The organism is Haloarcula montana (assembly GCF_035666295.1).
GTDB classification, from domain to species: domain Archaea; phylum Halobacteriota; class Halobacteria; order Halobacteriales; family Haloarculaceae; genus Haloarcula; species Haloarcula montana.
Window position 1 is genome coordinate 1727850 of the sequence record NZ_CP142027.1, and the last position, 12286, is coordinate 1740135.

A 12286-nucleotide genomic window follows, 5' to 3' on the forward strand; every position below is an offset into this window, starting at 1 on the left:
CGTAGATACCGGAATGAGCTAAATAAAGGTGTCCCGTAAATTATCGCGTCTGATACCGCACTACGACACGGCGATCAGACTGTCGGTAGGCCGGCTGCGACGGCCCGAACCACAGCCAGTGCATACTGCCCGTATCGGAAGTAGACGAGTGCCGACAGGACCACGTACGAGGCACCGACGCCGACGGCCAACGCCCCACAGACCGCGACGAGCCGTCTGTCGACCCGTCGCGGTGTGAGTGTCCGAGCGACGACCGCCGCCGCCCAGCCGACCGCCGACAGGAACGCGAGGAGCGCGTGTAACTGCACTGCCTCTCCGAGTGCGAGCGACAGCGTGGTGATCGCGCCGAGCATCCCGGCTGTGGTCAGAGCGAACCAGCCCAGCGAACTGCCCGCCTGAAGCCGCCAGTCGCTCTCGATCCCGGCACGGACTGCCGGTAGTCGGACGACGCCGTAGCTGAGCAACGGGATCACTGGATGGAGATACCGGACGGTGAGTTGGCTGAAAAGCGGGAGTCGTGGGAGATAGACGATCGTCAACACCGCCGCGAGCGCACAGACGAGCAGGTCGGTCTGTCGCACAGGGGAGAGCGTCCACGGGCGGGCCAGCCGCCGGATGCGTTCGGTTCCGTCCCGAACCCGGCGGGCTGCGGCCACCGGAAGCGCAGCTACGGCACCGGCAATCGGCATCGCTTCCAGCAACGCCAGTTCGACCACTTCGTAGCCGTTGATCCGGTATTTCACCCCGGCGATCCGCCCGCTCCGGAGGAAGATGTCGATCAGCCGCTCGGGCTGGCCGAGCACACCGAGGCCGCCAACGAACGACCGGCCCGCGAACTCGTAGACGAGGCCGAACAGCGTCACGACTAACGGCAGGAGACGATCCGCTGTCGACGGTTGGTCCCCACTGTCACTCCCACCGTCTCGGGAATCGGCCACCGGCTCGGGTTCGCCCACGTCCTGTTCGGGCGGTGTCTGCCCGTCGGTCTGGCCGGTTTCAGCGTCCGGCAACACCCGAGGCGGTTCTGCAGGGTTCCCCGAGATGGCGTAGTTCGTCGCCAGCATCGGCGTCAGCGCCAACAGGAGGACGACGCCAATCACCAGGAGTCGGCGGGGACGGGGCCGACCCCCGGTCAAGAGGTCGACGGTCCCCAGGACGACGACCAGAAAGAACCCCTCGAAGGCGTGTATCCACGTGACGAACCCGGCCAGCGCGTACGCACCGGCCCGAGCCCGCATCGCCGCTTTGCCTTCGCCGTGACGGCTCACTGCGAACGCGTAGACGATACCGACGACCATCGCAGCCACGAGGGTGTGTCGCTTCGGGATGGTCGCCCAGAAGCCCACGGGCGTCGCGAATCCGGTCGCCAGTCCCGCCGCCAGCCCAGCCCGTCTGCCGTGGACGAGCGTTACCAGCCGATACACCAGGAGGCCGACCGTCGCGGCTGCAAGCAGCGTCGACAGTTGGTACCCCACCAGTGCGAGCTGGTCCGGGTCCAGATCCGTCGCCGTACGGAGCGACGCGACGAACCACGCGAGGACCGCAACTGACCCGAGCGTGATCGTCCAGTCGCGGTCGAACCGCTCCAGTCCAGCCACGGTCCGAACGAACGCGAGCCCACAGAGCGCCCACAGCCCCGGGAGAACTAGCCCAGGATCGACGACGGCCGTACTCGCTTCCAGCAGCCAGACGAACGGGACGGCGAGCGCGAGCTGTCCGTAGTTGCGGCCGTACCGGAGCCCGTCGACCTCGTACATCCCCGGTAACGAGCCCAGCGACAGCGAGTATCGAACTTCCGTGACGTGGAGCTGTCCGTTCGCGAGCGCCACGAGAGCGTTCGCCGTGGCGTACGTATCCTGGATGAAAAAGCCCACGCGCCAGGTCAGCCCGAACGCGAGCACGAGCCCCAGCCAGAGCGCCAGCCCGTACCGATCGTGGAACACCCACTGCGTGCTCTGATGGACCCGGTCGACCAGTTGGTGGCCAGTGTCGCCAACCGATCCCGCGTCGGACTCCTCCGTCATGCCTGTACCTCTACGGTGACGTTCTGTCGCGTGACCGTTCGATCGACCGAGAAACTCTGGACACGGACTGTTACCGTCGCTGTGATCGTCCCCCGTTCGAGACTCCCCGACTCGATCCCCTGGTCGCCCGGATCGACCGCGTAGGTCTGTGCGGGCTCGGTCACCAGCGCCGTCGAGACAAGGTCGATGCCTGCCGACGGAACCGCCACCAGATAGACCAGGCGCGGTCGCCCAGTCACCTCATCGACAGTCACCCTCGCGGTCGGCACTCGAAGATACGACACGTCAGTTCCGAAACGACCGGCCGTTACCCGGAGCTCGCTGTCATCGATGTCGACGGCAGCGACTGTCGCGTCCCCTTCGCCGAACGAGTCCGGCGCGCTACGGGTCACGTCGAGTCCGATCAACGGACCGGTAGCGACGAGCGCGAGCGCGACGATCGCGGCAACGAGTGACGGGAGCGGCCGGGGTGTCATCGCCTGCCGAGACAACTATCGGGGGCGGGAATAAATCCCTCGGCGTCAGAGTTCGATCCCTTCGTCGTCGACTGCTTCGATGAGGTCGGCGATCGTATCGTCGGGCGAGAGCTGGGTCGACCGCAACAGCGTCTTGATGCTCTCGGGTGGGTATCGAACCGGCACGTTCGACTCCGAGAGTAGAATACCCAGCACGTCTTCGACCGGGGTCGAACCGTCCATCTGCCGCCCGTACCAGAGCATAAAGCTCTCGAAAACGGTCACGATGTCGTTCGAGACCAACTGCTGTTGGTCGACTTCGCCGTCGAACTTCGCGGTCACGTCGAAGCCGTACCGGGCGTTGGAGTCGTCCATCTGTTCGGCCAGCCACTCGTGGACGTTCGCGTCGGTGAACTCCGGCGTCGGGTCGGGTTCCGGCTCCGGGGTGGGCTCCGGTTGGGGGTCAGCTGTGTTCGCGGCGTTCCCGTACTTCTCGTCGGTACGCACGTCCGAGGAGACGACGTACCGCCCGTCGTCGATCTGCGTGACGTGTTCGTCCTCCGCGATGTCGAGCTCCTCGGGGGAGAGAATTTTCCCGTCCTCAGGGTTCGTGTCGTCTGACCCCTGTGCCATACACTACACTGTGGCAAGAAGCGGTATAACTCCGTCGGCGAGAACGAAACGAAAAGAGCGGCGCGCAGATTACAGGGTGACCGCGGAGTTACCGGACAATGTCTCCGGAGCGACGAGGCGGACGGTCGAGGTCCCACCGGACTGGGTGTTCAGTTGGATGGTCGCAGTTTCACCTTCGCCGAGTCCACTACCGTCGTAACTGGCGTCGTTACTGTCCGTACGAATGTCGTCCACGTCGAAGGTAATCGTCGCTCGGTCGGCCGGGTCGTTGAGGACCTGGCTGTCCGAGATCGACGAGTCGTCGTCCTGCACCTTGTCGACGCTGAACGCCGTCGAGTTCGGCGCATCGGAACTGGCCGTGTTGTCGCCGTAGGTGAGATCGTAGGAGCCGGTCGTGTCGACCCACTGAGCGATGGTGCTCCCGAGGTCGATGTTGGCCGCACCGGGTGCTTTCTTGACCGTCACCTCGACCAGGTCGACGGTCTTCGCGTCACCGTTGATTTCGGTACCGACGGTGTTGACGATTTCGAGGCGGTTGGTGACTTGGTCGCTACTCTGCTGTCCGGTTTCCTCGGCGCTACTCTGGAGGAAGCCGGCGGTGTTGATGAGGACGCCTGCGGCGATGGCGGCGACCAGCACCATCGCGATGAACACGATGAGGGTGCCGATCCCGACCTGCCCGCGGTCGTCGTCTGACTGTTGCATGAACATTGGTTTGTCCGGGTCTGTCTGACCCTACCGGACCGTATCTTTCACGGGTAATAATACCTCTCCCGAGAATATCTCTCCTGATAATACGGGTCTTGTCGTCTGAAAAACGGAAATTGAAACACGTCGGTGATTGGGCTACCTACACACTTAAAGAACGTGAGCGGGGCTTAGCGTCACATCACACATCGTGTCTGTACACGCGAAAGGAGAGACGAAAAGAGAGCGATCCGGATTACAGCGTGACTGCGGAGTTACCGGACAGGGTTTCCGGGGCGACAAGCCGGACGGTCGTGGTACCGCCGGACTGGGTGTTCAGCTGGATGGTTGCGGTCTCACCTTCTCCCAACCCGTCGCTGGCCGATGTGCTGGCACCCTCGCCGGCACGGATCTGTTGGGCGTCGAAGACGAGCGTCGCGCGGTCCGACGGATCGTTCAATACCTGGCTGTCCGTGATCGAATCGTCGTCGTCTTGGACCGTATTGATACTGAAGCTGGTAGCGTCTGCGGACGACGCGTACGTGAGGTCGTAGGAGCCGGTCGTATCGACCCACTGAGCGATAGTGCTGCCCATATCGATGTTAGCCGCACCCGGTGCCTTCTTGACCGTCACCTCGACTGTGTGGATCTTTTTTTCGGTCTGATCGATGTCGTCGCCGACGGTGTTGACGACTTCGAGGCGGTTGGTGACTTGATCGCTGCTCTGTTGGCCGGTTTCCTCGGCGCTGCTCTGGAGGAAACCAGCCGTATTGATGAGGACGCCGGCGGCGATAGCGGCGACCAGCACCATCGCGATGAACACGATGAGGGTGCCGATCCCGACTTGCCCGCGGTCCTCGTCTGATTCCATGAACATTGGTTGGTCCGGGTCTCTCTGACCCTACCGGATCGTATCTTTCAGGGGTAATAATACCTCTCCCGGAAATATCTCTCCTGATAATGGCGGTTTGAGTGGTTGAGTGGGCTGGTTTGCAGATCTAGCCCTGTTCTGGACTGTTGGTTTCGGTTCGAGATTTTCGCTGGACGAACCTCGAAATCAGCTGTGGAAGACGGGGACGAATACGGACCGATACCGCGTTGCTCGTGACCGGGTAACTACTCGTACGTGACCAGACTGTACATCACGAACAGGTACCCGAACGTCGTGAGGCCACTGTTGACCAGCAGCAACGACTTGACGCCGGTGAAGTCGTTGACGAACGCGCTGATCATCGTCGCGGCTGCGCCCGCGACAGCGAGGGAAAATCCCACCGACAGGTGAAGCATTGCTCGCCGTGATGTCTGGACGTACGCCCGCATCGCCATTCCGACCATGGTGAGGCCCGCGACGACGAACACCAGGGTCGAAACCGTGTAGAGGAGCTCTATCATCGGCATTACCGACCACTAGCACGGAACTACGCATAAATCCACCCTCTAAAATATCTCTGCTGATAACGTCGAAAATTCGTGAGAACTTAGCCGTCCGAGAGGGTTCGCCACGCCTCGTCGAGTTTGTTCGTCACTTCCGACCGCTCTTCGATGTGGATCGTCATCTCGTCCTCGAAGTCGACCCGGAGCTCGTCGACGTTTCGGCGGTACACTTTGATACGGCGCCGGTCGTCGGAGAGAATGTTGTCGTGCAGTTCGAGCAGATCGTGCTCGGTGAGCTCGTCGATCCGCCGATAACACGTCGCGATCGGAATTCCCAGCTCGTCGCTCAGATCTTGGGCCGACACGGGTTCGTCGGTGGCATCGAGAATTTCGGCGCTGTATTTGTTCCCCAGCGTCTGTAGGATCTCCGCCGAAGCCATCGTTATCAGATTATAAATTCAGTATTCCATAAAGCTATCGCCTTTGATAGCTTCTGAGTGGGGCATCCGCCCCTCGACTAGGTAAAATCAGCGGTATTCGACGTAACGACTCTATACCACTCGTTTTTCCCGCTAATAATGAGGGATATTCCCGGTTCAGAGCGGCGAATCCTCTTCGCTCATCATCGAGAACGCGCTCGCGTTTTCGTGGACTTGAATCCCACCCCACTCGATCTCCATCGGGAAGATATCCGTCTCGATGTCCTGTTTGCGCATCTTCGCCACCCAGACGTATCGGCTGACGCCGGAGTCGGTCGGCGTCTGGATCAGGTAGATGTTCCCGTCGGTGAGGTAGTTCTCCAGCCCGATCTCGGTGTCCGGAAAGACCGCCCCCTGCTCGTTAGTCATCAGTGTGGTGAGTCCGTTACTCCGCAGGATATCGGTGAACTTCAGGAGATACGTCCGTTTCTCGGCTTCGTCGTCGAAAAAGAGGTTGAACATCGCAAGCGAGTCGAGTACGAGCCGATCGTACTCTTCGTCTTCGAGATCGTCGAGGAGGAGATCGAGCGACGAGGAGAAGTCGTTTTCCCGCAGCAGTACCTGTTTGTCGTACACCTTGATATCGCCGTTCTCGACGAACTCTGGCCACTTGTCGAAGCCGATCGACTCCGCTGCCTCCCGGAGATCCGATTCGTTTTCCTCGAAAGAGAGGTAGATCCCCTTCTCGTCGAACTGGTCGACGCCGTTGTAGATGTACTGAAGACAGAGGATCGACTTCCCGGCGCCCGGGTTTCCGCTCACTAGCGTCGTCGAATTGGTGACAATGCCGCCGTTTAGAATGGAATCGAGCCCGTCGATGCCTGTTTTCGTTATTTCTATCATTTTTCGTGTCTTTTCTCCGAGGAAGTTAGGTATCTCTGTGTTACGGGCGGTGAAAAGTCTTGTTCACGAACCGTCAGACGACGGTCAACCAGCAGCGTGGACGACCGCCGGATCGACCCAGATGACGAACTCGTCGTCGCGTTTCACGACACCGCGGATCGATCCGTTGTCGTTGGCCGGGGACTGATCGACCTGTTCCGGCGAGACCTGGACGACCTGATACACCTCGTCGACCAGCCAGCCGGCCGCGCTCTGTGTCTGGACGATCTCTGGATCGTAGACGATGATCCGCTTCTCTTCGCCCGCTTCGTCGATCCCGAACACCGCTTTCGGGTTCACGATCGATGTCGTTCGCCCGCGGAGGTCCATGACACCCTCGACGTGCGGGGGCGCGTTCGGGACCTTCGTCAACTCGCCGATGTCGACGATCTCTGTCACGTAGTCGATACTTACACAGTAGGTTTCGTCTCCAAGCTTGAACTCGAGCACTTGGCCGGTCGTGGCTGACTGGGCTGACATAGCTGTTCCTGGGAGTATCAGAAGATAGGATCGCAGGTTGGCATAAAACTGCCTGCTGGGATATCAACTTTGATTACACGGTCGGAGTATTTATTTCGGGGCCGAACCCGACTTCGTGGTAGGTATGATGTGGCGCTCGCGAACTACCCGAGTTCCGGAGCCGTCGTGACAATGGTCGGCCGCGCGCCGCGTGCGGTGGTCGCCGACGACTCCCATTTCATGCGGAGTGTCATCTCCGATATCCTGGACGAAGGGGGTATCGAGGTCATTGCACAGGCACGCAACGGCGTCGAAGCCGTCGAGGCCGTTCAGGAACACGACCCCGATGTCGTGACGATGGACGTGGAGATGCCCGAGATGAACGGCATCGACGCGACCGCGCGGATCATGGACGTACATCCGACGCCGGTGTTGATGCTCTCCGCCCACACCGACGAGAACGCCGACGTGACCTTCGAGGCCCTGGACAAGGGGGCAGTTGACTTCTTCACGAAACCCGGCGGCGAGGTCTCGATGGAGATGTCCCGGCTGAAAGACCAGCTCGTCGAGATGGTGACCTCGGTCGCCGAGGTCGACGTCGCCGGGAGCGGTCGGCAGTCTACCGCCCAGTCCGGGAGTGGCGGGCAGCGATCCGGCACGCAACGATCCGGCGGGACCCAGGAGGACGGCCGGAGCTACGTCGACAACCCGACGCTCGTCGTCGGCTCCTCGACCGGCGGCCCGAAGATGGTCGAGAAGGCACTCGCGTCCCTCCCGTTGGCTGCGGATCTCCGTGTGTTGGTCATCCAGCACATGCCCGAGGGCTTTACCGGTCGGTTCGCCGAGCGAATCGACGCCCGGAGTGACTACGAGGTCCGCGAAGCGACCGACGGCGGTCGGCTCGGCGGCGGTGAAGCGATGATCGCGGCCGGCGACCGCCACATGGTCGTCAAGAACTACCGGAACGGCCGGCTCCGTGTGAAGCTGAACCAGGACCCGCCGGTCAACAGCGTCCGTCCAGCCGTCGACGTGACCATGGAATCGGCGGCGTCGACCATCGACGATCCCCTCGTCGGCGTGATCCTCACCGGAATGGGCGAGGACGGTGCTGAGGGGATCAGGGCGATCAAAGCTGCGGGCGGACACACGATCGCGCAGGACGAGGCAACGTCAGCCGTTTACGGCATGCCCAAACGGGCTGTCGAGACGGGCTGTGTCGACTCGGTGTTACCGATCGACGATATCGCGAGCGGCATTCTCGACACGATCACGACTCAGGTGACCTAACAATGGACGACCAATATCTCGACGCATTCATCCGCGAGAGCGAGGAGGCGATCACTGAACTGAACAATTCGCTGCTTGATTTGGAATCAGATCCCTCGGATACCGAGGCGATGGACTCGATCTTCCGAACTGCCCACACGCTGAAGGGGAACTTCGGTGCGATGGGCTTTGACGACGCGGCGAACCTCGCACATGCCGTCGAGGACCTCCTCGACCAGATGCGACAGGGCGAGATGGAAGTCACGCCCGAGGTGATGGACCTCGTCTTCGCCGGCGTCGACCAGATCGAGGTCATCGTCAACGAGATCGAGGAACACGGCGAGTCACAGACACAGACAGACGAGATGGTCGCGGAACTCCGAACCGTCCTCGAAGAAGGGGCCGACGCAGCCGGTGGTGACCCCACAGGGGATGGCGGTGGCACCGACGACGGCGGTGGTAGTGGCGACGACAGTGTCTCCATCGGCGCCGACATCGACGCGAGCGAGGCCGACGACCGGATCGTCCACGTCGATATCGACGTCGGCGAGTCGGACATGCTCGGCGTCGACTCGATGCTGGCGCTGGAAGCCGTCGAGGACGTCTTCGATGTCCTGGCGATGGAACCGGAGCGGGCAGCCATCGAGGACGGCGAGTTCGAGGACACGTTCGTCCTGTATCTGGACGCGTCGGACGCGGCGACCGTCGACGCGGAACTGAACTCGGTCGGGAAGATCGGTTCGTTCGACGCCACCGACGTGACCGACGAACTGACCACAGGAGTGACTGACTCCGGGTCGATGACGGCCGGCGCGACCGAGAGCGAGGACTCCGAGGAACACAGCGTCGACGAGATCAAATCCGTTCGTGTCGACGTCGACCAGCTCGACGACCTCCACGGGCTCGTCGAGCAACTGGTCACGAGCCGGATCAAGTTGCGCCGTGGAGTCGAACAGAACGATCTGGATTCGGCGGGAGAGACGCTCAACGAACTGGACAAGATCACCGCGAACCTCCAGAACACGGTGATGGACATGCGGCTCATCCCGCTGAAGAAGGTCGTCGGGAAGTTCCCGCGGCTGGTCCGTGACCTGGCCCGCGAACTCGACAAGGACATCGAGTTCACCATCGAGGGCGAGGACATCGAACTCGACCGGACGATCCTCACCGAAATCTCCGATCCACTGATGCACATCCTGCGTAACTCGGTCGACCACGGGATCGAGTCGCCCGACGAACGGGAGCAGGCGGGCAAACCCCGGACCGGCCAGATCGAACTCCGGGCCTCCCGGGAACGGGACCACGTCATCATCACTGTCGAGGACGACGGGGCCGGCTTGGACGTCCAGGGGATCAAGCAGAAGGCCATCGAGAAAGGCGTCCGCTCGCCGGAGGAACTGGAGGCGATGGACGACTCCGCGATCTACGACTTGATCTTCCATCCGGGCTTCTCGACGGCCGACGAGGTGACCGATACCAGCGGCCGCGGGGTCGGGATGGATGTCGTCCACGACACCGTCACCCAACTAGACGGCTCTGTCAGCGTCGAATCCGACCAGGGGGAGGGGACGACCGTCTCCCTGCGACTGCCGGTGACGATGGCCATCGTGAAGGTGCTGTTCGTCGAGGTCGGCGACGAGGAGTACGGCGTCCCGATCAAGAACGTCGACGAGATCACTTCCACCGACGCGATCAAGCAGGTCAACGGGACGGAAGTCATCAAGCACAACGACGATATCTACCCCGTCATCCAACTGGCGGACACCTTCGACGTCGAGGACGCCCACACCAACGGCGACGGGATGCTCGTTCGCATCCGCGAGTCCGAACGACAGGTCGCGCTCTACTGTGATTCGGTCAACAGCCAAGAAGAGGTCGTCGTCAAACCGCTGGAAGGAATCCTCTCGGGGACACCCGGCCTCTCCGGCACCGCCGTATTGGGCGACGGGAACATCGTCCACATCCTCGACGTGGTGACGCTATGAACAAAGGGAGCGATAGACAGTTCAGCCAGTTGTTGGAGTTCATCGGCGACGAGATGGAGTTCGAGTCGGGCTTCTACAACGACGCGTATCTCGACCGGCGGATCACCGCCCGGATGCGCCGGACCGACACCGAGACCTACCGGGCCTACAAACAACTGCTCCAGCGTGACGAGGGCGAACGCGAACAGTTGCTGGACTCGCTGTCGATCAACGTCACGGGGTTTTTCCGCAACCCGGAGGCGTGGGAAGCGCTGCGCCCGGTCCTGCGGAAGCTGACCGAGGACAACCGCCGGGTCAGACTGTGGTCAGCCCCCAGTGCTGACGGCAGGGAGCCGTACTCGGCGGCGATGCTGGCGCTCGACGATCCCGAGATCGACGCCCGGAGAGTCGAGATCACCGGGACCGACATCAACGCCGACATCCTCCGTGAGGCCCGCCGGGCGACCTACGAGACCTCACAGACGACCGATATCGCCGAAGAACTGGAACCGCTCGACGACTACGCCGAGTACATCGAACAGGACGCCAACACGTTCCGGGTCCGCGATCGCGTCACCGACATGGTCACCTTCGAGCAACACGACCTCATCCGCGGGGACCCGAAGCGGGACTTCGATCTGGTCTTCTGTCGGAATCTCCTCATCTACATCGACTCCGAGTACAAGGTCCCCATCTTCGAGACGATCCGTGGCTCGCTCCGGGAGGGGGGCTACCTGATGATCGGGATGACCGAGACCCTCCCGACGGAGTGTCGGGACTCCTTCGAACCGGTCGACAAGCAACACCGCATCTACCGACGGGTATGAGCCTCTACGAACTGGAACGGGACGGCGAGGTACAGGAACTCATCCGGGTGCTTCGCGAGAGCGACAACGAGCGCGTCCAGACCCGGGCGGCCGAACTGCTGGGGAACTTCCCCGACCACGACGACCGGCGGGACGTGGTCAACGCCCTGGTCACGGCTGTACAGCGGGACAGCGACGCCGTCACGGCCGCGGCGATCGACTCGCTGGACGAACTGGGTGGGGACGCGATCGAGCAGCTCATCGGTACCATGGCCGGCGTCGATCTGGACGAGGATTCGGCCGACTGGGTGAAAGCAAAGGCCTACACGCAGGCGCTTGACGCGGAGGTCCCGGAACTGCGGATGGCCGCGGCCAACGCCCTCGGTGGACTCGACCAGGCCGATGCCGTCCCGAAACTCACCCAGCGGTTCGACGATTCGGACCCGCGGGTCCGGGCGCGAGCGGCCCGTTCGGCCGGAAAGATCGGCGACTCGCGGGCGACGGACCCGCTGGAGTCACTGCTGACCGATTCATCGTCGGCGGTCCGCCGCGAGGCCGCGCGGGCGCTCGGGAACATCGGCAACCGGCAGGCGCTGCGCGCCCTCCTCCCACTGTACGAGGACGACCACGAGGAGGTCCGCCGGATCGCGGTCGACGCCTTCGGAAACTTCGACAACGACCAGCCCGTCGATTATCTCACGGAGGCACTGGGCGACGACTCGCCCGGTGTTCGCCGGACCGCGGTGTACTCGCTGATCGAACTCCTCTCGAACGTCCCGACGGACCAGAGCCACGAGATCCGCGAAACCGTCGTCGAGAAGCTCTCGAACACGGACGACCGAAGCGTCGTCGTCCCGCTGGTCGAGATCCTCGAAGAGAGCACCCAGGCCGCACAGCGGCGCAACACCGCCTGGCTGCTCGGTCGCGTGACGACCCAGGCAGAACGGGGTCGGGTCATCGACGCCCTGGTCGACGCGCTCTCCGACGACGGGCAGATGATCCGCCAGTTCGCCGCGACGAGCCTGGCGGAACTGGACGACGACGACGGGATGGTCGAGCGGCGCCTGCTCCCGATCGTTGAGGACACCGGGGTCGATCCGGCCGTCCGTGGGCAAGCGATCTTCACGCTCGGGAAAGTCGGCGGCGAGCGCTCCCGGAAGGTACTGGACAAACTCATCGACGAGACCGAAAACGAGACCGTCCGGAAGAAGGCCTTCTCGGCCATCTCGAAACTGGGGGGCCGGGGATGACCGTCCC

At 62.5% G+C, this 12286-nt stretch carries 13 protein-coding genes; 4 read left to right on the plus strand and 9 right to left on the minus strand.

All coding sequences use genetic code 11. From position 1 onward, the window contains the following. Positions 1-74 precede the first annotated feature (74 nt). The 9 genes from VJ109_RS09015 to VJ109_RS09055 form a co-directional block, all read right to left on the minus strand. Positions 75-2024 (minus strand): hypothetical protein, encoded by a 1950-nt coding sequence (locus VJ109_RS09015; RefSeq protein ID WP_324756126.1) that lies wholly within the window; start codon positions 2022-2024, stop codon positions 75-77. After that, positions 2021-2500 (minus strand): hypothetical protein, encoded by a 480-nt coding sequence (locus tag VJ109_RS09020; protein ID WP_324756128.1) that lies wholly within the window; start codon positions 2498-2500, stop codon positions 2021-2023. Before VJ109_RS09020 ends, VJ109_RS09015 begins: the two co-directional genes overlap by 4 nt. Positions 2501-2545: 45 nt before the next feature. Beyond that, positions 2546-3112, minus strand: a complete 567-nt coding sequence (locus VJ109_RS09025; RefSeq protein WP_324756130.1) for a DUF7500 family protein — start codon at positions 3110-3112, stop codon at positions 2546-2548. A 69-nt stretch (positions 3113-3181) separates the two neighbouring features. After that, positions 3182-3817, minus strand: coding sequence for a flagellin (locus tag VJ109_RS09030; RefSeq protein WP_434737251.1), 636 nt, complete (start codon positions 3815-3817; stop codon positions 3182-3184). Positions 3818-4055: 238 nt separating this feature from the next. Beyond that, positions 4056-4676, minus strand: a complete 621-nt coding sequence (locus VJ109_RS09035; RefSeq protein WP_434737252.1) for a flagellin — start codon at positions 4674-4676, stop codon at positions 4056-4058. Between the two features lie 239 nt (positions 4677-4915). Further along, the gene (locus tag VJ109_RS09040) at positions 4916-5191 is read right to left on the minus strand and encodes a DUF7521 family protein (protein WP_276223260.1); all 276 of its coding nucleotides are present in this window, start codon (positions 5189-5191) and stop codon (positions 4916-4918) included. 86 nt (positions 5192-5277) lie between these two features. Continuing rightward, on the minus strand, positions 5278-5613 hold the full coding sequence (locus VJ109_RS09045) for a winged helix-turn-helix domain-containing protein (protein ID WP_276178269.1): 336 nt from the start codon (positions 5611-5613) through the stop codon (positions 5278-5280). 156 nt (positions 5614-5769) lie between these two features. Next, positions 5770-6495 (minus strand): RAD55 family ATPase, encoded by a 726-nt coding sequence (locus VJ109_RS09050; protein WP_324756136.1) that lies wholly within the window; start codon positions 6493-6495, stop codon positions 5770-5772. An 84-nt stretch (positions 6496-6579) separates the two neighbouring features. Then, the gene (locus tag VJ109_RS09055; protein WP_324756138.1) at positions 6580-7014 is read right to left on the minus strand and encodes a chemotaxis protein CheW; all 435 of its coding nucleotides are present in this window, start codon (positions 7012-7014) and stop codon (positions 6580-6582) included. 171 nt (positions 7015-7185) lie between these two features. Between VJ109_RS09055 and VJ109_RS09060 the strand changes: the two genes are divergently transcribed. The 4 genes from VJ109_RS09060 to VJ109_RS09075 are packed head-to-tail and all read left to right on the plus strand — an operon-like array spanning position 7186 to position 12279. Next, positions 7186-8280 carry a protein-glutamate methylesterase/protein-glutamine glutaminase gene (locus tag VJ109_RS09060; protein WP_324760324.1) on the plus strand — a complete coding sequence of 365 codons (1095 nt, stop codon included), beginning with the start codon at positions 7186-7188 and terminating at the stop codon, positions 8278-8280. 2 nt (positions 8281-8282) lie between these two features. After that, positions 8283-10244 carry a chemotaxis protein CheA gene (gene cheA, locus VJ109_RS09065; protein WP_324756140.1) on the plus strand — a complete coding sequence of 654 codons (1962 nt, stop codon included), beginning with the start codon at positions 8283-8285 and terminating at the stop codon, positions 10242-10244. Beyond that, entirely contained in the window at positions 10241-11050 is an 810-nt protein-coding gene (locus tag VJ109_RS09070; protein WP_324756141.1) for a CheR family methyltransferase, read from the plus strand. Before cheA ends, VJ109_RS09070 begins: the two co-directional genes overlap by 4 nt. Continuing rightward, positions 11047-12279, plus strand: coding sequence for a HEAT repeat domain-containing protein (locus VJ109_RS09075; protein ID WP_324756142.1), 1233 nt, complete (start codon positions 11047-11049; stop codon positions 12277-12279). Before VJ109_RS09070 ends, VJ109_RS09075 begins: the two co-directional genes overlap by 4 nt. Positions 12280-12286: the final 7 nt, after the last annotated feature.